Source organism: Alishewanella sp. HL-SH06, assembly GCF_052656265.1.
Map to the genome: position 1 here is coordinate 3513580 of NZ_CP199752.1, position 23988 is coordinate 3537567.

19 protein-coding genes and 1 tRNA gene are annotated in these 23988 nt (G+C 46.3%); 9 read left to right on the plus strand and 11 right to left on the minus strand.

Annotated features, from left to right (window positions below; genetic code table 11):
* Window positions 1-3 precede the first annotated feature (3 nt).
* Complete coding sequence (locus tag ACUJFK_RS16260) at window positions 4-918, minus strand: CYTH domain-containing protein (protein ID WP_229587121.1); 915 nt, start codon at window positions 916-918, stop codon at window positions 4-6.
* A gap of 121 nt (window positions 919-1039) precedes the next feature.
* Here ACUJFK_RS16260 and ACUJFK_RS16265 point away from each other — a divergent pair, with 121 nt between their 5' ends.
* On the plus strand, window positions 1040-1639 hold the full coding sequence (locus ACUJFK_RS16265; RefSeq protein WP_306177824.1) for a TIGR04211 family SH3 domain-containing protein: 600 nt from the start codon (window positions 1040-1042) through the stop codon (window positions 1637-1639).
* A gap of 13 nt (window positions 1640-1652) precedes the next feature.
* Here the strand turns inward: ACUJFK_RS16265 and ACUJFK_RS16270 are convergent, their stop codons facing one another.
* Window positions 1653-2162 carry an Lrp/AsnC ligand binding domain-containing protein gene (locus tag ACUJFK_RS16270; protein WP_226751731.1) on the minus strand — a complete coding sequence of 170 codons (510 nt, stop codon included), beginning with the start codon at window positions 2160-2162 and terminating at the stop codon, window positions 1653-1655.
* A 183-nt stretch (window positions 2163-2345) separates the two neighbouring features.
* On the opposite strand from ACUJFK_RS16270, the gene putA reads away from it, so the two are divergent.
* Both putA and ACUJFK_RS16280 read left to right on the plus strand, forming a co-directional pair.
* Window positions 2346-6122, plus strand: coding sequence for a bifunctional proline dehydrogenase/L-glutamate gamma-semialdehyde dehydrogenase PutA (gene putA, locus ACUJFK_RS16275; RefSeq protein ID WP_445426798.1), 3777 nt, complete (start codon window positions 2346-2348; stop codon window positions 6120-6122).
* Window positions 6123-6240: 118 nt separating this feature from the next.
* Entirely contained in the window at window positions 6241-7365 is a 1125-nt protein-coding gene (locus ACUJFK_RS16280; protein WP_445425481.1) for an HD-GYP domain-containing protein, read from the plus strand.
* Window position 7366: 1 nt separating this feature from the next.
* Here ACUJFK_RS16280 and ACUJFK_RS16285 read toward each other — a convergent pair whose 3' ends face one another.
* Together ACUJFK_RS16285 and ACUJFK_RS16290 are read right to left on the minus strand one after the other, a co-directional pair.
* Entirely contained in the window at window positions 7367-8077 is a 711-nt protein-coding gene (locus tag ACUJFK_RS16285) for a general secretion pathway protein GspB (RefSeq protein WP_226751729.1), read from the minus strand.
* Between the two features lie 5 nt (window positions 8078-8082).
* A complete protein-coding gene (locus ACUJFK_RS16290) occupies window positions 8083-9012 on the minus strand; it encodes an ExeA family protein (protein ID WP_445425482.1) in 930 nt (309 codons plus the stop codon).
* A 71-nt stretch (window positions 9013-9083) separates the two neighbouring features.
* Between ACUJFK_RS16290 and ACUJFK_RS16295 the strand changes: the two genes are divergently transcribed.
* The gene (locus ACUJFK_RS16295; protein ID WP_445426799.1) at window positions 9084-10316 is read left to right on the plus strand and encodes a multifunctional CCA addition/repair protein; all 1233 of its coding nucleotides are present in this window, start codon (window positions 9084-9086) and stop codon (window positions 10314-10316) included.
* Here the strand turns inward: ACUJFK_RS16295 and ACUJFK_RS16300 are convergent.
* The 3 genes from ACUJFK_RS16300 to folB are packed head-to-tail and all read right to left on the minus strand — an operon-like array spanning window position 10313 to window position 11975.
* Window positions 10313-11119, minus strand: a complete 807-nt coding sequence (locus ACUJFK_RS16300; RefSeq protein WP_445425483.1) for an undecaprenyl-diphosphate phosphatase — start codon at window positions 11117-11119, stop codon at window positions 10313-10315. The genes ACUJFK_RS16295 and ACUJFK_RS16300 overlap by 4 nt on opposite strands.
* A complete protein-coding gene (folK, locus tag ACUJFK_RS16305) occupies window positions 11116-11610 on the minus strand; it encodes a 2-amino-4-hydroxy-6-hydroxymethyldihydropteridine diphosphokinase (RefSeq protein ID WP_226751725.1) in 495 nt (164 codons plus the stop codon). Before folK ends, ACUJFK_RS16300 begins: the two co-directional genes overlap by 4 nt.
* The gene (gene folB / locus ACUJFK_RS16310; RefSeq protein WP_445425484.1) at window positions 11610-11975 is read right to left on the minus strand and encodes a dihydroneopterin aldolase; all 366 of its coding nucleotides are present in this window, start codon (window positions 11973-11975) and stop codon (window positions 11610-11612) included. Before folB ends, folK begins: the two co-directional genes overlap by 1 nt.
* Before the next feature lie 137 nt (window positions 11976-12112).
* On the opposite strand from folB, the gene plsY reads away from it, so the two are divergent.
* Window positions 12113-12718 (plus strand): glycerol-3-phosphate 1-O-acyltransferase PlsY, encoded by a 606-nt coding sequence (gene plsY, locus ACUJFK_RS16315; protein WP_229587069.1) that lies wholly within the window; start codon window positions 12113-12115, stop codon window positions 12716-12718.
* Between the two features lie 13 nt (window positions 12719-12731).
* Here plsY and tsaD read toward each other — a convergent pair whose 3' ends face one another.
* Entirely contained in the window at window positions 12732-13745 is a 1014-nt protein-coding gene (gene tsaD, locus ACUJFK_RS16320; RefSeq protein WP_226751722.1) for a tRNA (adenosine(37)-N6)-threonylcarbamoyltransferase complex transferase subunit TsaD, read from the minus strand.
* 254 nt (window positions 13746-13999) lie between these two features.
* Between tsaD and rpsU the strand changes: the two genes are divergently transcribed.
* The 4 genes from rpsU to ACUJFK_RS16340 all read left to right on the plus strand — a co-directional run bounded on the left by rpsU (window position 14000) and on the right by ACUJFK_RS16340 (window position 18372).
* Complete coding sequence (gene rpsU / locus ACUJFK_RS16325; RefSeq protein ID WP_189430033.1) at window positions 14000-14215, plus strand: 30S ribosomal protein S21; 216 nt, start codon at window positions 14000-14002, stop codon at window positions 14213-14215.
* A gap of 147 nt (window positions 14216-14362) precedes the next feature.
* The gene (gene dnaG, locus ACUJFK_RS16330; RefSeq protein WP_226751720.1) at window positions 14363-16123 is read left to right on the plus strand and encodes a DNA primase; all 1761 of its coding nucleotides are present in this window, start codon (window positions 14363-14365) and stop codon (window positions 16121-16123) included.
* An 85-nt stretch (window positions 16124-16208) separates the two neighbouring features.
* On the plus strand, window positions 16209-18059 hold the full coding sequence (gene rpoD, locus ACUJFK_RS16335) for an RNA polymerase sigma factor RpoD (RefSeq protein WP_226751719.1): 1851 nt from the start codon (window positions 16209-16211) through the stop codon (window positions 18057-18059).
* A 236-nt stretch (window positions 18060-18295) separates the two neighbouring features.
* Window positions 18296-18372 (plus strand) — tRNA-Ile (locus tag ACUJFK_RS16340).
* 132 nt (window positions 18373-18504) lie between these two features.
* On the opposite strand, the gene ACUJFK_RS16345 is transcribed toward ACUJFK_RS16340, so the two are convergent.
* The 3 genes from ACUJFK_RS16345 to ACUJFK_RS16355 are packed head-to-tail and all read right to left on the minus strand — an operon-like array spanning window position 18505 to window position 23987.
* Entirely contained in the window at window positions 18505-19527 is a 1023-nt protein-coding gene (locus ACUJFK_RS16345) for a hypothetical protein (RefSeq protein WP_226751718.1), read from the minus strand.
* 34 nt (window positions 19528-19561) lie between these two features.
* Entirely contained in the window at window positions 19562-20806 is a 1245-nt protein-coding gene (locus tag ACUJFK_RS16350) for a hypothetical protein (RefSeq protein WP_226751717.1), read from the minus strand.
* A 7-nt stretch (window positions 20807-20813) separates the two neighbouring features.
* A complete protein-coding gene (locus ACUJFK_RS16355) occupies window positions 20814-23987 on the minus strand; it encodes a type I restriction endonuclease subunit R (RefSeq protein WP_445425485.1) in 3174 nt (1057 codons plus the stop codon).
* Between the last annotated feature and the right edge of the window lies 1 nt (window position 23988).

The following is a 23988-nucleotide window of genomic DNA, read 5'->3' on the forward strand; positions in this document are numbered from 1 at the left end:
TGCTTAAACGTCTTGTAACAGTAAAGCGGATACCTTTAATAACAGCAGATGATACGCCTGACTGTTAAAGACTAAAGCACCGCTTTCTGCCAACTCTCTGGCCGCTGTGCGGGCCTGACTGGACAAGAGTTGTTGTCCTTCATCGGTTAATTGATGCGCAAGTTGCTGTAACGCGTCTTCGACCTCGCTCAACAAATCAGGCGCTAACTCTTGCAAATAGCAGTTTTCTAATTGCTGTAAACGCTGCAAATACACCAGTAGCGGTTGTGCGGCTTGTTGGGCAGCTAACGGCTTGGGTCTGGCGGTGGTCTTGTTATGAAACAGTTGATAACCGCGGGCGGCTTTACTGAGCCAACCGGTGCGTAATGGCAAGGCTTTTAATAAGAATTCGGCGAGTTCAAACAAAGCTTGTGGCCGCCCTGAAAGTAACTCCAGCTCCATTTCCGAAATCGCTTGGCGCCGCTCCCCGGCTCGCACTTCGCCATTATCGTAGACCACTTCAATTTCAGCATCCGGCAATTGTACCACCCAACTACTGCGCTGAAAGTCAGTACGAAATAGCTCAACCAGCTGTGTTTGCAGTGCGCTGATATCTGTGTCTGCGGGCCACACTTCAGCAGGAAACTGGTCAAGCTGCGGTATGACGCCATGACATGGTACATTGTATTCTGGGCGAATTTGCAAGGCGCCATGTTGTTGCCCCGCTAGCTTTAAGGTTTGCTCAAAACGCCCTAACTTTAAGCGCGAGCGCAATCCCATATCATGTTGCCGAAACCAATGCTCTGCCGTATCAAAGTAAGCATTTAGCAGTGATTGCGGTTCAGTTGTACGTAAAATGGGGTAAAGCTGCAACAGATCCGGCAGTAACGCGGCATCTGCAGCACTAATTAAATACTTAAGTTCAAGTTCCAGACTCATTACCACTCTCCGACAGCGAACTGGCCTTACGGCTATTAGTCCTTGTCAATTGCCACACAACTGCCTATCATCGCCGTTATTGTTATATGACATCTGTTTTCAATTAAGTCTCAGGATACCTATGTTTAGATTATTTCGCAGCTCTGTTCGTTCGTTATTTTTACTCAGTCTGTTGCTATGCTGGTTACCGGCACAAAGCCAAACTGAGCAAAAACAGGCTTTTATCAGCGATGCCTTAGTGGTGTACTTGCACTCTGGGCCGGGTAATCAATATCGTATCGTCGGCACGTTAGCGGCCGGAAGCAGCGTGGTATTCCTGTCTGAAGACAATGATTATGCGCAAATTCAGTATGAGGAAGATAAAACCGCTTGGTTGCCAAAAGAGCATCTGACATTTACGCCCGGTTTAAATGCCCAACTGAGTGAATTAACGGCCACTTTTCAAGAGCAAAGCTCGCGCTTAAATAGCCTTGAGCAAGGCGCCAGCCAACTGCAAGCCACTTTAGATCAAGTGACACTCGAGCGTGATTTAGCCGTACAAGAATTAGAACAACTGCGACGTAATAACGAGCGTTTAACGACTGAGCTGAATGCCACCCAAGCGAGTTTTTGGCAGCAGCCAATGACCATTGGTGGTGTGATTTTAACCTTCGGTTTAGTGTTCGGTTTATTGTTACCCAAATTAATTCCAAGCCGTCGTAACAGCGACCGCTGGATGTAACATGCCAACGCCCCTATTGCGGGGGCGTGCTGGCATCAGCATGTGTTTTTAAAGGTAAACCGCGGTCGTTTTTCACTTGCTCAATCACCACATAGGTGTGGGTTTGCGCTACGCCGGGTAAATCGACTATCTTGGCAAGGATCTGCCGATAAGCTTCCATCGTCGGTAAGCGCAGTTTCAGTAAATAATCAAAACCCCCAGCAACCATATGACACTCTGCCACTTCCGGGATCTGCACCACGGCATCGCGAAACTTATCAAACACATCACTGGTGGTTCTATCTAACGTTACTTGTATAAAAGCCGCGGTGCCATAACCTAATTTGCCACTATTCAGCCTTGCGCCATAACCTTCAATAAACCCTTCTTTTTCAAGACGTTTTACTCTATCAATACACGGGCTTGCACTTAAATTGACTTTTTTGGCTAAGTCAACATTGGCAATTCGACCTTCTTTTTGCAACGTATCGAGAATACTGATGTCAATACGATCAAGTGCTTTCGCTTTGGGGTTCGAGTTCATAGCAGTATTTTCTTGGGTATTTGATATTGTTGACAGAATTATATACGGTTAAACCGCAAAAATAACCACCCTATGCTGTGGTCTTTTCTCTAAAATGCCGCTGATAACAACAAAGCCAAAGGCATGTTCGTGCGAGTCATAAATGACAGCGCCAATTCACGTATCGACAATCAGGATAATTCTATGCTGTTTAATGGTTCTTTGGTCACCACAGACCCTATCCGCCAACTCATTCGCGATTATTACCGCGCCGATGAAGATGACGTTCTAGACTTTTTGTTGCCACAGGCAGAAGTGGATGCGAAAACACGCAGTCGGGCCTGGGAGCGTGCACGGCAACTGGTTTTATATATTCGCCAAGCGCAGGTGGGTAAAGGCGGGGTTGATGCCCTATTAAACGAGTTTTCACTGTCGACAGAAGAAGGCTTGGTATTAATGTGCCTAGCCGAAGCCTTGCTGCGTGTGCCTGACAGCCTAACAGCCGATCGACTGATCCGCGATAAATTATCGCAAGGCGATTGGAGTGCTCACCTAGGCAACAGCAGCTCATTATTTGTGAACATTTCAAGCTGGGGCTTATTGGTCACAGGTAAATTAGTTAATTATTCTGATGACGAGAAAAAACAACAATTTGGTTTGCTCAAGCGTACTTGTGGTCGCTTAGGCGAGCCAGTGATCCGCCAAGCCGTGCGCTATGCCATGCAAATTATGGGTACGCAATTTGTCTTGGGTACCACCATTGATAAAGCACTAGAACGTGCTAACGTCATGGAAGCCAAAGGGTTTAGTTATTCTTACGATATGCTGGGCGAAGGCGCCCGTACCATGGCCGATGCAGATCGCTATTTTGAGGCTTATTTAACCGCCATTGAAGCTATTGGTAAAGCAGCCAAAGGTCGGGGCCCCATTGTTAGCCCGGGTATCTCGGTAAAATTATCAGCCATTCACCCACGCTATGAATTTAGCCATTTAGATCGGGTGCATGCCGAATTAGTGCCGCGCTTAAAACAACTGGCATTAGCCGCTAAAAAATACGATATCGGCTTTACCGTGGATGCGGAAGAAGCTGACCGCTTAGACATGTCGTTAGATGTGATTGCCAAAGTGTTTAGCGACCCCGAACTGGATGGTTGGGAAGGCTTTGGTTTAGCCGTACAAGCCTATCAAAAACGTGGCTTTTATGTCATTGAATGGCTGCGCGAGTTAACGGTTAAAGTTGGCCGTAAAATGATGGTGCGCTTAGTAAAAGGTGCCTATTGGGATACTGAAATTAAGTTATCGCAAGTAGAAGGTTTAGCCGACTTCCCAGTATTTAGCCGCAAACCGGCTACCGATGTCTCTTATCAAGCTTGTGCCAAAAAACTGCTCAGTTATCGTGACAGTATTTACCCGCAATTTGCCACGCACAATGCCTATACCGTCGCCACCATTATTGAAATGGCAGGTGATCTGACTGGCTTTGAATTCCAACGTCTGCACGGTATGGGTGATGCACTTTATGATCTGATTGTCGAAAATGAAAAGATCCCGTGCCGCATCTATGCCCCGGTAGGCGAACACTCTGACTTATTAGCCTATCTGGTGCGTCGTTTATTAGAAAACGGTGCCAACAGCTCTTTTGTTAACAACATTATCGACGATTCTATTCCGGTTGAATCCTTACTGCATGACCCGGTAGAAATCGTGAAAGGTTGGCAAAGTAAACGTAACCCAGGCATTCCACTGCCCATAGCCTTATTTGGCCACAGCCGTAATAACTCGCGGGGTTTAGATCTCACCGACATCAACCAGCTGACGCCGCTAAAACAAAGTATGGAAGAGTGGGAAGACAAACTGCACGTCGTCAGCAGCGACGCGGATGACGTAGCGGTAGTAAACCCGGCCAACTTAAAAGAAGTGATTGGTTACCTGCAATATGCTACCCCTGAAGCCATGCAGCAAATGTTAAGCGATGCCGACGCCGCTTTTGCCAGTTGGGCCGATACGCCGGTTGCGGAGCGTGCCGCCTTATTACGCCGCTTAGCCGATGCCATGGAAGCACATCAAGATGAATTACTGACCCTCTGCGTTAAAGAAGCCGGTAAAGTGCTGGCCGATGCCGTAGCGGAAGTACGAGAAGCAGTTGATTTTTGTCGTTATTACGCGCATCAAGCTGAGCTGTTGTTCGCTAAACCACAACAAGCCCGTGGCGTGTTCTTATGTATTAGCCCATGGAACTTCCCGCTAGCCATTTTTATCGGCCAAGTGGCCGCCGCTATTGTTGCCGGTAATACTGTTGTTGCCAAACCGGCAGAGCAAACCAGCTTAGTTGCCGTGCGTACGCTCGAGCTGTTAAGTGAATGCGGCATGCCTAAGCATGTGGTGCAGTTGGTCATTGCACCAGGGCGCCAAGTGGGTGAGCACATTGTGCCGGATCTGCGTGTGCAAGGTGTGATGTTTACCGGCTCAACAGAAACCGGTTGTTGGATCGCCCGCAAATTAGCTGAGCGCGGCGGTGAACCTGTGCCGCTTATCGCAGAAACAGGCGGTCAAAACTGTATGATAGTCGACTCGACAGCCTTGCCTGAGCAAGTGGTCGATGATGTGATCTCTTCGGGTTTCCAAAGCGCGGGTCAGCGCTGCTCGGCCTTACGGGTGTTGTTCCTGCAAGAGGATGTTGCAGATAAAATTATCACCATGATCAAAGGCGCCATGGCAGAGCTACACGTAGGTGATCCGGCGTGGTTAAGCACCGATTTAGGCCCGGTTATCGATAGCAAAGCACATGAGCGTTTAACCAATCATGTACAGTATTTGCAAGATAAAGCGACGCTGCATTTTGCTTGTCCGATCCCAGCAGAAGGGGAGCATTTCTTCTTTGCACCACACTTATACGAAATTAGCGATCTCACCGTGTTAGAGCGTGAAGTGTTTGGCCCTGTGGTGCATATTATTCGCTTTAAAGCGGAAGAGATTGATAACGTGATTGCGCAAATCAATGCCACCGGCTATGGCCTAACCACCGGTGTGCACAGCCGTATTGATCAGTTAACGCAAAAAGTTCGCCGTGAAATTAAAGCCGGAAATATTTACGTAAACCGTAACATGATCGGTGCCGTGGTTGGTGTGCAACCCTTTGGTGGTCGTGGTTTATCGGGTACCGGCCCCAAAGCCGGTGGCCCACTGTATTTGCAGCGCTTAGTCAAAGATAACCTGAGTGTTGATTGCCCAGCGTTAGATGAAGGTAAAAAAGTGCGTTTGCTGGCAGAAACCACCAGCCGTGCCGTGGCTTATGCCATGCCAGCGGCGGATATTGCACAGCATAAATGGGCAGCCTTACCCATTAATCAGCGTACATCTGTGTTACGGCAGTTCTTAGCCTCTTTGGCTTCTAACAAGGTTGTCAGTCGACAAGAGCCTGATTTAGAGCAAGTGTTAACCGTGGCACGCAGCAAGTTACAACGTGTTGAACTGGAGCTGCAACGGCCGATAAATCTGCCGGGGCCGACAGGTGAAAGCAACACTTTAACGTTAGATCCACGCGGGATCTTAGCGTTATTGCGTGATGACACCAGCAGTTTTAGCCATTGGTTATTAAGCATTATTACTGCTTTAGCCGCAGGTAATGCCGTGATCACCGCGGTTGAAGAAGATGATGTTATCGAAGCGGAAGCCTGTATTAAAGCGTTAATTGCTGCCGGTATGCCACAACATCTGTTAGCGGTAGTTCGCTTAGATTGCTTAACGACGTTGTTAGCGCATACCGATCTGGCCGGTGCCGTGATTGAAGTCAGCAGTGCTTTAAAACCGCTGGCAGCAGAACTCATCGCCGCGCGTGAAGGTGCAATACTGCCGTTAATCACCGCGCCTGCCGATGAACGAATGTTACATCGCTTAGTCACTGAAAAAACCATTACCATCAACACCACAGCAGCTGGCGGAAATGCCTCGTTAATGACAATGGCTGAAAACGTCGGTTAACGCGGCAAAATAGACGCTTATGCTACTAAAAAAGCCCGCTTAAATACGGGCTTTTTGCTATGCTAGAAATACGACTTATTTGAGTCTCAACACTTTCCACGGATGCAAAGATCATTAGATGCCATATCAAAGAGTGTCGATAGCCCATTTACAGCCCGGCAGCTATATTGTCAAAGTGCTGGAGCAAACCGGACAACTGGCCATCAAACATGCTGGCTTTGTCCGCACACGTGAAAGCATCCGCAATTTAAAAAATCAGGGCGTGCTTGTCGTTGCCATTGACCCGAGCAAACAACTTCCCCCACGTCCAGTCGAAACAAAACCGCCACCAACTGAAAAAGAGCCCGAAGCATTTCGTGCAGTATTTGCCGAAGAGCAACCCAAAGCCGAGCGCAGTTTAGAGCAAACTAAAAAAACACAGCAGCAGGTGCTAAAAGCCGCCGCAAACGAAGAGCCTATTGATTTGAGCTTGGTACATGAAGTCAGTGCCGGGTTATTTGATTCGGTTAGTCGCAATCCGGATGTTTTGCTGTATCTGACTCGAATCGCCGAAAAAAGCGATATGCTGCTACAACACTCCATTAACTGTGCCGTTTATATGGCCGCTTTCGCCCGTTTTTTAAATTTCCCCAAACACAAAGTCCAAAACCTGATCACGGCAGCCTTGCTGCATGATGTGGGTAAAGCGCAACAGCCGATGCTGTTGCAACAACCGGATGCTAACGCCATTAGCACCAGTTTGATGGTGTTGCAGCAAAGCACGGCTTTGGCTGGCGAAGTGTCTTTTTGGATCAGCCAACACTGTGCCTTGTTAGATGGCAGTGGCTCACCGCCACTGCAAGAACAACAAATCAGTAATGGTAGCCGTATGCTAACCATCGTTAATTTGTATGAGAAATTAAGTAATGTGCAAACCAGCTACGTGAATCCGCTTAATGTGATCCGGCAACTGATGGCGATGGCGCCAGCACAACTGGATAATAGTTTACTGCAATTGTTTATTAAATGTATTGGCGTTTACCCGCCTGGTAGCGTAGTAAGATTAACGACTGGACGGTTAGCCTTAGTACTGGAGAATAATCAGAAAAAGCCGACGTTGCCACGGGTAAAGGTATTTTACCACAGTGTGCATCAACATCATCTGCCGCCGCGAGTCATCGATTTATCGCGGCAGCAAGAAGAACAAATAGAAGGCTGTGTTGATTTAAGAAAATATGGTTTAGAAGTGCGTAACTATTTGTAACTCACCACTCACTTAACGCTCGCATGCTAAAAAGTTGTTGGCCAAATTCGAGCAACACATATTGCGGTGTAATTTCCCGTAAGCGCACATCAGCCGTGATCCATTGCCCTTCTTGTAATGATTTACCATTTACTTTCACCCAACGCTGAGCGGGCTGGGTAGCAAAAACATGGGCTTCAAAACGTAACTTCGGTAATTGCCGCTGTAAAGTGAGATCCAGCATGGCAATATCTTGCGCCGGCGCACTGTGTGTTGTCAGATTATTCGAGGCAGAACGCGGATTACCTGCTGTTTCGGCCAGTGCACTGGCAAAACGCTCACGTAACTCAGCCGAGATCTCCGGCTCGTTCACCGGCTCAGCTTGTGGTGTATTCGCTGTCACAGTTACCACCTGTGGCTCAGGCGCAAAACGCTCTGGCTCAGCGGCCGGTTCTGGCTCTGTTGTTGCAACCACCGGTGCTTCAACCGCTTTGGTCTCTAGGGTTTTTGCTATTAACGCTGGGCCTGCGGGTTGCGCTGCCTCGGGGATCAGTGCGGCCGGTTGAGTCACATCGCTTGGCGATTGTTTGCTGGCTAACAGCATATAACCGGCTACAAAACCAAGGGTAGTGGCTAAAATTAAGGCAAGGCTAATTGCCACATTGCGCCAAAAGGTGGATGGCACCTGAGGTGCGGGTTGTTGCTGTTTTAACGCATCCATTAAAATGGACATAATCTTTACTCTCCGCGCAGTATCGGCACAATTTGTAGCGCCAATAAAAACCCAAGTATTATACCTAATAGCGCTAACAGCGGCCATAACCAGTTAGGTAAAGCTTGTCGCTGACTTGTGCCGGGGTGACTAGGCAAAATTTCGGCTGCAGCCCGTTGCACATGTGTTAATTCGACTAACGCTTGCTGTTGACTATAGGCTGCTAATAACGCTCTGTCGGCGAGTAAATTCAATAACCGTGGAATACCGCCGCTTAATTCAAACAGTTTTTTCACCGCCTTGTCACTGAATACCGGTCGCTGACAACCCGCCACTTGCAGACGATAACGCATATATTGCTGCACTTCGGCTAAATTAAGCGGCAATAAATGATAACGCGCCGTAATACGCTGAGCTAATTGCCGTAAATCGTTACGTTGCAACAGCTGCTGTAATTCTGGCTGGCCAATTAAAATCACCTGCAATAATTTTTTGGTGTTTGTTTCTAAATTGGTGAGCAAGCGTAACTGTTCCAATACAGCAGGCTGTAAATGCTGGGCTTCATCAATAATTAAAATGGTTTTCTTGCCGGCATCATGGTTTTTTTGCAGCCGTTGGGTAATTTTGTCGCCTAATAGTTTTAAGCTCGCATCAGTTTTGCGGTAACGAATTTTCAACTCGTCACAAATGGCCGCCAGTAATTCTAATTCCGATAACGTGGGGTTAAGAATAAACGCCACATCGGTGGTCTCGTCTAACTCTTGCAGCAAACTGCGTGAGACGGTCGTTTTACCGGTACCTACTTCGCCGGTCAGTAGCACAAAGCCGCCGGCATCCCCCAAGCCATAACGCAAATGAGCTAACGCTTCAGCATGACGTGGGCTGAGATACATAAAGTCGGGATTCGGCGCTATTGAAAATGGCGCACTGTTTAAACCAAAAAATCCGGTGTACATCACATTCCTTTAGCACTGCATTTCATCGCAAGGCAGGTATAATGGCAAAAAAACCAGCAGCAGGAAAGCTTGTGCAAATTTATCTTGTCGGCGGCGCAGTACGCGATCAATTACTCGGTTACCCTTTTCACGAACGCGATTGGGTGGTTGTGGGGGCAACACCCGCAGAATTACTCAGCCAAGGCTATCAACAAGTTGGTAAAGACTTCCCGGTATTCCTGCACCCGAAAACGAAAGAAGAGTATGCCTTAGCGCGCACAGAGCGCAAAGCGGGTTCAGGTTATACTGGTTTTACGGTATATGCCGCCCCAGATGTCACTTTGGAACAAGATTTAGCCCGGCGCGATCTGACCATCAATGCCATCGCCCAAGACGCAGCAGGAAACTATATTGACCCTTTCCACGGCCAGCGTGATATAGAGCAAAAACAGCTACGCCATGTCTCTGACGCCTTTGTTGAAGATCCACTGCGCGTGCTTCGTGTTGCGCGCTTTTATGCGCGTTATGCGCATCTTAGTTTTACTGTAGCGCCTGAAACCTTAGCACTGATGACACAGCTTAGTCAGCACGGTGAATTAACCACACTCAGTGCAGAGCGCGTTTGGGTTGAAACCGCTAAAGCGTTAAATACCGAGCACCCTGCTGCTTATTTTCAGTTATTACAGCAATGTGGTGCACTGTCGGTATTGATGCCCGAACTTGCCGCGCTTTGGGGTGTACCACAACCCGAAAAATGGCATCCAGAAATTGATAGCGGTATTCATAGCTTATTAGTGCTGCAACAAGCGGCCGCGTTAAGTCAACGCTTAGACATCCGCTTTGCTGCTTTGGTGCATGATGTAGGTAAAGGGGCGACACCAACAGCAGAATTACCCGCCCATCATGGTCATGAACATCGTGGCTTAGCGCTCATTACGGCATTATGTAAAAGACTACGCGTACCCAACGACTGTCGCGATCTGGCATTGTTGGTCTGTGAATACCATCAGCTGATCCATCGTGCCGCAGAACTTAATGCTAAAACCGTATTAAAACTGTTTAACGCTATCGATTTGTGGCGAAAGCCTGAGCGTTTGAGCGATATTTTACTGTGCTGTACCGCTGATTTGCGCGGTAGAACAGGCTTTGAACAAGCGGATTATCCCCCTGCAGTGCTGTTACCCAAGCTGGCCGAAGCAGCGATGGCGGTTAGTGCAAAAGCCCTGATTACACAAGGCATCACCGGGCCCGCCATTAAAGAGGCCTTGCAACTAGCTCGCTTGCAAGCCATTAGCCACGCACAACAAACGCTAAACGGTAATTAGCTCGCAGACAAGCTTAAAAACGCCATCAAGCCGATACCTAGCAACATGCGGTAAATGACAAAGGGCAACATGCCCATGCGGCTGATAATCTTTAAGAAGAAGTGAATACAAATGGTGGCACTGATAAAGGATAGCAATACCCCTAACAAGATGCCGCCCATATCATATTCGGCTGGCTCACTGAGCAGTTTGCTGGCCTGATAGCCACCGCTGAGCACGATGATCGGGATAGACAGTAAAAAAGAAAAACGCGCAGCACTGACTTTATCTAAACCAATTAACATAGCCGCCGTCATGGTGATCCCCGAACGCGACGTACCTGGGATTAAGGCAATAGCTTGGGCAAAACCAATAAACAAGGTTTGCTTTAAGGTTAATGCATTCATCGGAATATGCTGTTTTGCCGTGACATCAGCCCACCATAGCGCCAAACCAAAAACGATGGTAGTGATAGCAATCACCCAAGGTGAACGTAAAAAGGTTTCAATTAAATCGGCCGCCAATAAGCCGGCAAGGGCTGCGGGGATTGTGGCTAAGATCACCCACCATGCTAACTTGCTATCCGTGCTGTGGTGACCACCGAGGCTTTTCACCCAACCCACCGTTAAATTGCCAATATCCTGTCGAAAATACAACATCACTGCCAACAAGGTACCGACATGCACCGCGACATCAAAAGCAATACCCTGATCTTGCCAACCAAAAACGGCAGACGGCAAAATTAAATGGGCCGAAGAGGAAATAGGTAAAAATTCGGTTAATCCTTGGATTAAAGACAGGATAATAACTTCAATGGTACTCAAGTTGGCTCACTCCATGAAAATTCAACGGGCCATATTTTTTGGGATTGGTTGTAGCCCTGCCATAAAGCGGCATAGCTTAAACCGGTGGTAGGATGGATCTCATCTGCGGCAATTTCAGCCAAAGGCCACAGTACAAAAGCATTCTCGGTAATTTCTGCCCGAGGTAACACCACGGGTGAATCACAAATTTGCTGATCGTACGTCAACAAATCTAAATCCAGAGTACGACCAGAAAACTTCTCGGCACCACGCACGCGACCAAATTGATCTTCAATGCGCTTTAATAAACTAATGCAATCAACAATAGATAAATCGGTGTCTGCACCCAGCACCATATTAAAAAAGTCATCGCCAACAAAACCCACGGCTTCACTTTGATAAACTGAAGATAACGTTACCGCACTCAGTTCACTGACTAAGGCGCGTACACCATGGCGCACGTGAAAATCACGATTAATGTTAGAACCTACACTGATATAAATACGTGGCATCAGTGATCAACCTCTGGCGCAAAGCGCGTGATCTGTACCCCGACCGTTTGCGCTTGAGGCACCGCACCGGGTTTACTGACCGTCACTTCCACTTGGCTGGTACTAAATTCTGTTAATAACAAATGCGCCACGCGCTCAGCCACGGTTTCAATTAATTCAATAGGTTCGGCAGTAATCAACTCAATCACGCGGGCACTAATCACCGCATAATCAAGTGTTAAGCGAATATCATCTGCTTGAGCGGCAGCCCGCTGATCGGCGGTTAGGCGAAGATCTAACAGCAAGCGCTGCTTGATTGTTTTTTCCCAGTCGTACACGCCAATCACGGTATCAACCTGTAGCTGCTTGATAAAAACGATGTCCATCCAGTTAATTCCGCATTGCGTTATTTTTCATTTCAGGTAGGCTGGTCGGATAGAATATATACAGCAACGCCCGTATTTTGCTGTCCGACAATTATGCCGCAATAGTATCGTAAAAAAGGGTGCTGAGGAACCATGGAATGACCCTGCTGATCTTGTTAATGATGCTTATTGCTTACCTGCTAGGTTCTATCTCCTCAGCTGTGCTGGTTTGCCAACTTTTTCGCTTACCTGACCCGCGTTTTCATGGCTCGGGTAACCCCGGTACCACTAATGTGCTGCGTCTTGGCGGTAAATTCCCGGCCGTTTTGGTCTTAGTGTTCGACATTCTCAAAGGCACTATTCCAGTTTGGGGCTCTTATTTCTTAAAAATCGAACCGGTATGGTTAGGGGCTGTGGGTATTTGCGCCTGTATCGGTCACATTTATCCGATATTTTTTGGTTTTAAAGGCGGAAAAGCCGTTGCCACCGCGTTAGGAGCAATGATGCCGATTGGCTTAGATTTAGCGGGTTTATTAATTGGCTCTTGGCTAACAGTGGTATTAGTGACGGGTTACTCTTCGCTGGGCGCAATAATGACCGTGGCTTTGGCACCGCTATTTACCTGGTGGATTAAACCTTTATATACCCTGCCGGTGTTTATGCTTAGCCTGCTGATTATTGCACGGCATCGTGAAAACATTTTGCGCCTCTACCGCGGCCAAGAAAGTAAAATTTGGGATAAATCAAAACGGGTGCGTGAATAAGCACCCGAGATTTTTATAGCGCAGGTAACTGCTCTAGCGGCCAACGTGGCGTTACACCTATGGTTAAATCTTGCTGTTGCCCAGCCTTTAAACGCTGATAACCCGCAAACGCAATCATCGCGCCATTGTCGGTACAAAACTCCTTGCGCGGATAATACACCTTCCCCCCTAAACTACTGAGCAACTCGGCTAATTGCTGTTGCAGCGATTCATTCGCGCTAACCCCACCGGCAATCACTAAACGTTTATAGCCGGTTTCTGCCAAGGCACGACGGCATTTTATCAAAAGGGTATCAACCACTGCTTGCTGGAATGATGCGGCAATATCCGCTTGCACCTGTAAAGCGTTGCCTTCTTTTTGAATTACCATAGAGGCTGCTGTTTTTAAACCGCTAAAACTAAAATCTAAACCAGGACGGTCAGTCATCGGCCGCGGGAATGGGTATTTTTCAGCATCGCCCGTTTTCGCTAACTTAGCCAGTAACGGGCCACCAGGGTAATCTAAACCCATTAACTTCGCTGTTTTATCAAAAGCTTCACCGGCGGCATCATCAATTGACTCGCCCAGTAAACGGTATTGACCAATGCCCTCTACCGCCACTAATTGCGTATGGCCGCCCGACACTAATAATGCTAAAAACGGAAAGGCCGGTACGTCTTCTTCAAGCATTGGCGCCAGTAAATGCCCTTCCATATGATGCACCGCCAGCGCCGGTTTCTGCCATGCAAAAGCTAAGCTGCGTCCCAAAGTGGCCCCCACCAACAAGGCGCCAGCCAAACCTGGCCCCGCCGTATAAGCAACACCATCAATATCTGCTGCCGTTAAACCGGCTTCTTTTAAAGCTTGTTTAATCAAGGGTAAGGTTTTGCGCACATGATCGCGTGACGCTAACTCAGGCACCACGCCACCGTAATCAGCATGAATAGGGATTTGGCTGTATAACACATGGCTAAGCAGCCCTTTTTCACCATCATAAATGGCGATACCGGTTTCATCACAAGAGGTTTCGATACCTAATACACGCATTCTTGGAGCCTCAGCAGATTATTTGCGCCAAGCACGACGAAAATGCAGAAAAACGCAAGCAGACGCTGCTTTTTTCCGTTATGATTGCCGCCCTGAAAACGCGCATTGTAACGGCTTGCAGCACCTATAGCCAGATGATCTGATTTAAGATCGCATAAGCGCTTTACATCTGGGGCGCTTTTTGCGTAAAATACCGCACCATTTTTAATCGTATTGGTTAACGACAACCAGTTTTGGCCTGAGGTGAGAATTTAATGCCTGTAGTTAAAGTAAAAGAAAACGAACCCTTTGACGTAGCTTTACGTCGTTTCAAGCGCTCTTGTGAAAAAGCCGGCGTATTAGCAGACGTACGTGCAAAAGAGTTCTATGAAAAACCAACTTGGATTCGTAAGCGTAAGAAAGCAGCAGCGGTAAAACGTCATGCTAAGAAGCTTTCTCGCGAAAACGCACGCCGTATCCGCCTGTACTAATCTACAGCTGCCGGTTGTCGGTAGAAAGCGGAGCGCAGTGCTACTGCCAAGTTAATCACTTGCCGCTTTCGAAACATGCTTTATCTGCACACCGTGTTCTTGTAACACGGTTTGTCTTTTTCTGAAACAGCATTAAAAAGGACAAAAGTGGCAGGACAAATTCCCCGTCAATTTATCGATGATTTACTGGCTCGTACCGATATTGTCGAGCTGATCGATAAACGCGTACCGTTAAAAAAAGCAGGTAGTCGCAACTACACCGCTTGCTGCCCTTTTCATAACGAAAAAAGCCCCTCTTTTACCGTTAGCCCCGATAAGCAGTTTTATCATTGCTTTGGTTGTGGCGCGCACGGTAATGCCATCACCTTCATGATGGAGTTTGAGCAGCTAGAATTTGTTGAATCGATTGAAGAGCTTGCCAAAGATCTGCATATGGAAGTGCCGCGTGAGCAAGGCAACCAACCGCACAGGCCGGCACCGCAAGCCGATGATTATAGCTTGATGCAAAAAGCGGCTGATTTTTATCAGCAGCAGTTACAACAGCATAGTAAAGCAGCGGAAGTGCAAGCGTATTTAGCTCGTCGTGGTTTGAGTGCCCAAACCGCTGCCGAATTTCAACTAGGCTATGCCCCAGAGAGCTGGGACGCACTGATGAAAGTACTCAGCGGCCAAGGTGGTAAAGCGATACGAGATCAGTTGTTACAATTAAAACTGATTAGCCGCAACGAAAATGGCCGTGAGTTTGATTTTTTCCGTGACCGACTGATGTTTCCGATCCGCGATAAGCGCGGACGGGTCATTGCTTTTGGTGGTCGAGTACTCGGTGATGGGCAACCCAAATACCTTAATTCACCCGAAACAACCTTATTTCATAAAGGTCGGGAGCTTTACGGTTTATATGAAGCACGCCAACAACCTGGTCATCTAAGCCGACTGTTAGTGGTTGAAGGCTACATGGACGTTGTGGCACTGGCGGAACATGACATTCGTTTTGCTGTAGCCTGTTTAGGTACAGCGACCACTTCAGATCATATTAATACACTGTTTCGGTATGCTCCGCAGGTAATTTGTTGTTACGACGGTGATCGCGCCGGTCGCGATGCAGCTTGGCGCGCCTTACAAAATGCCTTGCCGCAATTAAAAGACGGTGTAGAACTTAACTTTGTGTTCTTACCTGATGGCGAAGATCCAGATTCGTTGGTACAAAAAGAAGGTAAAGAGGCCTTTTTGGCTCGCTTAGAGCAAGCACAACCGCTGTCACAATATTTATTCGAGCATTTGTTGGTGATGCATGATGTGGCAACAGATGCGGGTAAATCGGCACTGGCCAATAAAGGCGCTGAATTAATTAAACAAATACCCGGCAGTTTTTACCGCGAGCAATTAACCGACAAACTGGATAACTTGTTAGGCCGTAAAACACAACGGACTAAACCCAGCAACGCCAGGCCTGTAGCACCACGCCCAGCCAGTGCTAATCTAAAAATTACACCGATGCGTCGCGCCATGGCTTTGTTATTACAGTATCCGTCTTTAGCAAAGGTCATGCCCTACGCTCCCGAACTGGCAACAGCAAGCATTCCTGGCATGAGCTTGTTATTAAAAATACAAGAACTGTTATTAGAAAAACCTGAGCTAACTACAGCTCAATTGTTGGAATACTGGCGAGATTTGCCTGAGCATGCCATCCTGTTAAAGTTAGCTACATGGGAACATCAAATCGAACCGGAACAATTAAGTCAGGATTTTCTCGACACGTTTCACTCGATCGAAGATATATATTTACAACAACGACTAGAAGCGTTGGAACGAAAAGATAAATTAAAACAACTAACACAAGCAGAACAACATGAGTATGTTTTGCTGTTAAGAGCTTTAAAAAGCAAAAAACCGCGAACAGTTGGCTAACGCGGCTGGCTAGAAAAGCCCCGCTTTGTTATAATCACTAGTTCGCATTTTTAGATTAATCAACTTTGGTGGAAGATAAGTCTCTATGGAGCAAAGTCCTCAGTCGCAGTTAAAACTCCTGATCCTGAAAGGTAAAGAGCAAGGGTATCTAACCTTTGCTGAAGTTAACGATCACCTTCCACAAGACATTATCGATTCAGATCAGATCGAAGATATTGTTCGTATGATCAACGACATGGGCATTCAAGTGTACGAAACTGCACCTGATGCTGATGATCTGATCATGTCCGATGCCGCCGCCGATGAAGACGCCGCGGAAGAAGCTGCTCAAGCGCTAGTTAGCGTAGATAAAGAATTAGGTCGCACCACAGACCCCGTACGTATGTACATGCGTGAAATGGGTACCGTTGAGTTGTTGACGCGCGAAGGCGAGATCGTTATCGCTAAGCGGATCGAAGAAGGCATCAATCAGGTGCAAACTTCGGTTGCTGAATATCCTGAAGCCATTACTTACCTGTTAGAACAATGGGATAAGTTTGAAGCAGAAGAAATTCGCCTAAGCGACATTGTCTCTGCTTTTATTGATCCGAACGAAGTTGAAGAAGCACCTGTGATGGGTAGCAATATCGGCTCTGATTTACCTGAAGAACATCAGGATGACAGTAAAGATACCGACGACGACAGCGATGATGATAGCGACAGCGACGATAGCGATACGGATACGGGGCCTGATCCAGAAGTTGCTCGCGTAAAATTTGCTGAGTTGCGTACCCAATATGAAGTGACTCGTCACTCCATCGTACAAAACGGCCGCGAACACCCCACAACCAAAGAAGAAATTGAAAAACTGAGCGAAGTCTTCCGCTGTTTCCGCCTGGTGCCTAAGCAGTTCGATCGCTTAGTGAAAAACATGCGTGAAATGATGGACCGGGTACGCGTGCAAGAACGCTTAGTGATGAAACACTGCGTTGAATACGCCAAAATGCCGAAGAAAAACTTCGTGAAAGCCTTTACCGGTGCCGAAACTTCAACGGCTTGGTTATCAGCCGAGATCGCAGCCAATAAAGCCTACTCGCCGAAACTGCAAGAAATGCAGGAAGACTTAGTACGCAATATTGAAAAGCTGAAAAAAGTTGAAGAAGAAACTGGCCTCAGCATCTTTAAAATTAAAGATATCAACCGTCGCATGTCGATTGGTGAAGCGAAAGCTCGCCGCGCCAAAAAAGAAATGGTTGAAGCTAACTTACGTTTAGTTATCTCTATCGCCAAAAAATACACCAACCGTGGCTTACAATTCCTGGATTTAATTCAGGAAGGTAACATCGGCTTGATGAAGGCTGTAGATAAGTTCGAATACCGCCGTGGTTACAAGTTCTCAACCTACGCGACTTGGTGGATCCGTCAAGCGATCACCCGCTCTATTGCTGACCAAGCTAGGACTATTCGTATTCCAGTGCATATGATTGAGACCATCAACAAACTTAATCGTATTTCACGGCAAATGCTGCAAGAAATGGGTCGCGAGCCATCACCTGAAGAACTATCAGAACGCATGCAAATGCCAGAAGATAAGATCCGCAAGGTGCTGAAAATTGCCAAAGAACCTATTTCAATGGAAACGCCCATTGGTGATGATGAAGATTCGCATTTAGGCGACTTTATCGAAGACGGTGCGGGTGAATCACCACTCGATTCCGCCACCATGGAGAGCTTGAAAAACGCTACCAACGAGGTGTTAGCCGGCTTAACCGCCCGCGAAGCCAAAGTTCTACGGATGCGGTTTGGTATCGATATGAATACCGACCACACCTTAGAAGAAGTAGGTAAACAGTTTGACGTAACACGCGAGCGTATCCGTCAAATTGAAGCGAAAGCGTTACGTAAATTGCGCCACCCTTCACGTTCAGAAGTATTAAAAAGCTTCTTAGACGAGTAAGCACAACGCAAAAACAAAGGCGCCAATTGGCGCCTTTGTTATTTCTCGGCAATTAAGCCTAAAAAATCAGCAATTAACTCCACTTAGCCTAACAAGCCGGATGACAAAGCGCCGAAAAGTTTTTATACTGCCTGCGCTTTACGTTACTTAGCATCAAGATGCTGAAATGGCCCCATAGCTTAGGTGTAAGGCGGTCACTGCAAGTGGCGAGAAGCGATTTAACACATACATATAATGGCCCCATAGCTCAGTTGGTTAGAGCACTCGACTCATAATCGATCGGTCGCTGGTTCGAGTCCAGCTGGGGCCACCAATCTTTTCAATGACTTACATTCTTTCTTTGGTTTAAATAAATTCTTTTTAAAGCGCAGGGATCAGATAGGGAACATTTTAAGGGTTCTTGGATTAGCTTTTATTAGAATCTTAGTATGATACTGTGGCAATCTTACCAATCTGTTTGGCTATAATCACTTTTCGGAAAGTTTGGTTTTTTTACAATAGTTGAAACTTCGAACTCGTCCATATCACCAATAAAGATAGAGGCTTCAATTTTGATGCCCGGTTGCATATTAATAAACCAGTATTCGTACTCTTCAAGTAAAACCTGTTTTGCCGAATCATCGTTCTCAATGCCGTCCTCATTGACATACCAATATAAAACCGACTCCGAATAGCGTTCGTTACAATTGTTACTCCCATCAGCATAAAGGTTAAATTCAAAACCTCCCGGATTCAACGTAACGCTTAAGTAATAGTTTTCATGGCCGTTTTTATCAGTGACGGATAACCGGAAACCTGCCTCAGACTCTAAGCTACCGTCTAACAAATAACTTACTTGAGCCCTAAATAGCTTACAGTAATCTATAAAGCCATCTCCAAGTGACTCATAGGCCTCCAAATGTTGAATTCTGCCTAACAGGCTCCCTACCCAGAGCAGTATGCGTTTATCTTCATCTGTGAAGTGATGCGGTGCATAAGGGTTGAATACATCAACCTTTTGAATTGAGCTAACAAAAAAACGCTGCGCACCAGGGTGATATTTTAAAGCTGTGTAAAGGCTTTTTATGCAACCGTAAATTTCTGTATGGAACTCTGCATCAAGGTTATATAGCAAATACTCTTGCGCTTGTTGAATTGTTAAACGCTGAGGTAAACATTTGTCGAAACAGGCAGTGAGCAGTAAATTAAGCATCTCCAGATAAAACCCGGTATCAACTTGCGGCAATTCGTCTAAATTGAAACGCCTTACATCAGCCAACGTGCTTTCACGTTGAATAAAAGAAGATGGCACACCATACACTGCGGGGTTAGCCAATATCTGGGCATACAACTGCTTAAGTGTCGGCAATGCTTTTTTCTGATCATAACCATTTTCCCTGCATTGGCCTATCACATAAGCCGCCCAATCCGGAAATAGTGTAATACCAGAGTTAAATGCTTTTATGCCTTGTTGTTTTAAAAAATCCATCTAGTAACCCGGTATTGAAAGTTGATAAGTAAGTTCAATCCCATTCACTTTCAGAGTAATCAATTGAATGATCATGTTCGAAATCGTCATATTTATTCCATTCATTTCTCATTTCTCTAGCATCTTCATCAGCTACCCAATAATATTTTTCATAATCCTCATCAGGTTCCAAATAATCACTATCATTGTAATCAGCAGGATCAGAACGAAAATCATAATTGGATTGATGAAATTGTTCTCTATCATTAGTTAAGGCATTAACCAAGAAAGCTGATGAAGCAAGTCCTGTAAGTAGCAATCCATTATTAGAAAGCGTTGAATTATTAAAATCTTCTACACTGCAGTCTTTTTTGTTAAAAAATGCTATGTATTCAGAACTCTCAGACTTTCTAATTAATACCTCTTTCACCGTGTCTGTTTTTAGTACATCACAAGTAAATTTCGCAGTTCTCCCTTCGGATAGAATATTGACGTTTAGGTAAGGCTCACTATTGCTGTTATATGACATGTTAGGCATGGATGCCTTATTTGATAACCCTTCCAATAACATAACTCCCTTATTCTTATGTAGCAGAATGATTCTATGCTCAGGTTTATAAATCCTCTGAAAATCCTTTAAAAAGTAGTAAAGTAAAGAAGGTTTAAAGCTTAAAAATTGATCAGTTTTACTATCGTAACCATTTAACATTTCACCACTTACAACACGATTTTTTATATAAGCGCGTAAATAAATATATAAACCAATCAGGCCTTTCGAGTTCTTTCCAATGCTTGCCACATGCCCTTCCCCCTCTGAAACACCTATATTGAGAATCATTTTTGCAAATTCATCAGGTAGGTTTCCGACACAACCAAATTCAGACTGCACAGAGACACGGTTAGGGTACTTTTCATCAGGAATGTGCACTAAAGATAACTTTGCACCCTCTCTGAGACGCGATAAGATGTCTTGCCTGTTTGTTCCATTAGTATTGGTAAAAGATACACCTACGACCCTAATCTCTGAAAAAAATAGCGTTATATAATCACTCCTATCTTTCTCAAGGGACTTGGGAAACTCTTTAGCCTTATCAACACTACTGGCAGACTTCCTAACTTCATCTTTTTGAGTGTAGTGGTTTGGAGTGGGGTAATTTTTAGGTGGGTTTAAATATTTAAATACTGAATATATTTGATAACACAGGAGCAAGAATGCAATAAATAACAAACCAGTGCCCATCGTAAACAAAATCAAACATAGAACAGTGATTATTTTTATTAAAAAAAGATAATCCCTCATTATTGCTTTACCCCGCCAACATTCTTAAAATCAACCGCGCAAAATCTTTGCCCTTTTGCTGAGATGCCAGCACTTCGGTGGCCAGTTTTTCGTTATCACCCATTAAATCTAAGATGGTATCAGTGACCAGCTGCGGGAAGCGGCCATACATCACCTCATCAGGAGTATGTTTGCTGATTTGCGCCATGGTTGGCTCGTCCTTGCGGATACGCTCAGCCACGCCACGGGCGAAGTGAAGCTTGTCATCGTCGCTTACCTCAGCGCCAAATAAGTCGTTAAGGGCATCGATAATTTCAGATAGCTTTTTCTTCTCAGGGTCATGCGCTTTACCACTACCGACTTCGGTAATGCCTTTCAGGTAGGGGCCATCTTCTTCACCTAAGCGAATAGCCAGTTCCTGCTTTTTGGTAATGCGGTAATGGGTAAGCTCAGTGCCGGTTAAATCAAAATCTTCAGGGTCTTCTAGCCGGTCGGCGCGTAAAAGCGGTAATAGGTTTTTACCGTAAACGCACAGAGCTTCCAGATCGTTATCTTCATAAGGCACAATCTGCGACATAAACTCGTACAACCGGATAAACGACGTTAGGTTTTTCTTAAACAGATCTAACTGGTCTACCGTTTCACCTGCCTGCTTTATCCCCTCTTCCGCTGCTTTTATACCGTAGGTATTACCGTCTGCTTGCGCCTTTGCTTTGGCGTCACGGGCGAGTTGATAGGCTTCTTTCGCTTGCCGATAGCGCAGCGTAAAACGCTCTTTAGCGGGCTTTGCAAAGAACGACAGTTTGCTGGCACTGGCTTTAGGGTCATAGAAGGTTTGAGCAAATCCGCGTACTTCCGTCCATTGATAAATATGCTCGTCATCCAGCTTTTTCTGAATGTCATAAATCAGGTAAGGATCGGTTACCGTTTCAATTTCAGAGCGGGTGTAATAGGGCGCAAAGCTGTTTTTAACGTCCTCTGTTGCATTTACAAAATCCAGAATAAAGGTTTGGATTTTACCGGGGAAAGTACGGTTTAACCGTGACAGCGTTTGCACACATTCCACGCCAGCAAGCTTTTTATCAACGTACATCGCACACAATTTGGGTTGGTCGAAACCGGTTTGGTACTTGTTTGCCACAATCAGCACATTGAAATCATCCGAGTCCAATGCCTTAGCATGGTCACGCCCTTTTAAACCGGGATTAAGTAGCTGACTGGTTTCTGTGACTTCTTCGGGTATCACCTCATTGGGTAAAATACTGCCTGAGAACGCCACCAAGGCATGCACATCGGTATACCCTTTATCCTTGATATATTGCTGCATTGCCAACTGATAGCGCACCGCATCTTCACGCCCTGCCGTCACTACCATAGCTTTGGCCTGACCGTTTAACAGGTGGCGTACGTTGGTGCGAAAATGCTCAACAATAATCTCTACCCGTTGGCTGATATTGTAAGGGTGTAACCGCACCCATTTCGCTAGCTTAATGCGTGCCTGCTTGCTTTCCACTTCGGTATCTTCACCATCAGGGTGAGCAATCTTCCAGGCCGTGGCATAGGTGGTGTAGTTATTAAGCACATCGAGAATAAAGCCTTCTTCAATGGCCTGCCGCATCGAATACAGATGAAAGGCAAATGGCTTATTGCTATCACTTAATGGCTCATCAGGATGCTCGGGGCGACCAAACAGCTCCAGCGTTTTCCCTTTAGGTGTGGCAGTAAAGGCATAGTAACTGATACGGTCAGTTGGTGTTCGGGCCTCCACGGCAGCGCTTAGTAACTCTTCGGCACTTAATTCGTCACCCTCGGGTTTATCACTGCCTAAAATCGCCTTTAACTTGGCCGCAGACGAGCCGGTTTGGGATGAATGCGCTTCATCGGCAATAATGGCGTAATGCCCTTCAGCAAGCTTAGGGTAACGGTCTAACGCATCATACAAGGCTGGAAAGGTTTGGATGGTAACGATAATTATCCGGGTATTGCTTTGCAGCGCTTCGGCTAATTGTTCAGATTTACTCAGATTACCAATATCACGGGTAATGGCTTTAATCATGCCATCAGCATGTTCAAACTGGCGAATAGTATTTTGCAACTGACTGTCGAGCACGGTACGGTCGGTCACAACAATTACCGAGCTAAACAGCTTTTTATGCTGCCCTTTCTCATCCTGCTGATACAGCGATGCCAGCTGATGAGCTGTCCAGGCAATAGAGTTGGATTTACCGGAACCGGCGCTGTGCTGAATAAGATACCGCTTACCCGGCCCTTCGCTACGGGTGGTATGAATAAGCTGGTTAACCACATCCCATTGGTGAAAGCGCGGGAATATCAGGGTTTCTTTGCGACTAATACTGCCATCAAACTGCGGCCTTTCATCGACCTGCAAGTGCATAAAGCGGGCAAGGATATTCAGCCAATTGTCTTTGGCAAATAACTGCTGCCATAAATAGCTGGTGGCATAATCACCGGTTTTGGGTGTGGGGTTACCGGCACCACCTTCATCACTACCCATATTAAATGGCAGGAAAAAGGTGTCATTACCGGCCAGCTTAGTGGTCATCGCCACTTCATCTTGCGTTACCGCAAAATGCACCAAGGCACCCCGTTTAAACGCCAGCAGTGGTTCAGGTTTACGGGTTAGCGGAGCTTTTAACGGCCTATCTTTTTTATACTGCGCTTTAGCGTGTTCAATGGTTTGCTTAAATTCGCTCTTAAGCTCCAGCGTAGCAGTGGGGATACCGTTGACGAATAGCACCAAATCAATACGCGGGTTATAGCACTCTGCTGAATTGGCACCTTCACGGGCATGCGGTGAGTACGATACTTCTTCCACTACCCGCAACCGGTTTAAACCATAACGGCGTTCAGTATCCGGGTTCATGCCATGATCAGGCTTAAAGGCGCAGATATTGATATGGCCGCCAATGACCTTAAAACCGTGGCGCAGCACATACAAAGCGCCATCACGCTCTAACGCTCGGGTTAGTGCCTGTATTAAGATTTTCTCCGGATTGGCCGGGTTACTTTTAGCAAACTTCTCCCAGCGCTCAGGGTAAGCTTCACGCACAAAGTGAAGTAAATCTTCAGTATAAAGCGCGTTAAGCCGGTCGTAGTTGGCCGCTTTACCGACTAACCAACCCTGCGCTTCTAGGCTGTTTAAAATATCGGTTTGAAAGATGCGTTCTTTGGTATCGGCCATA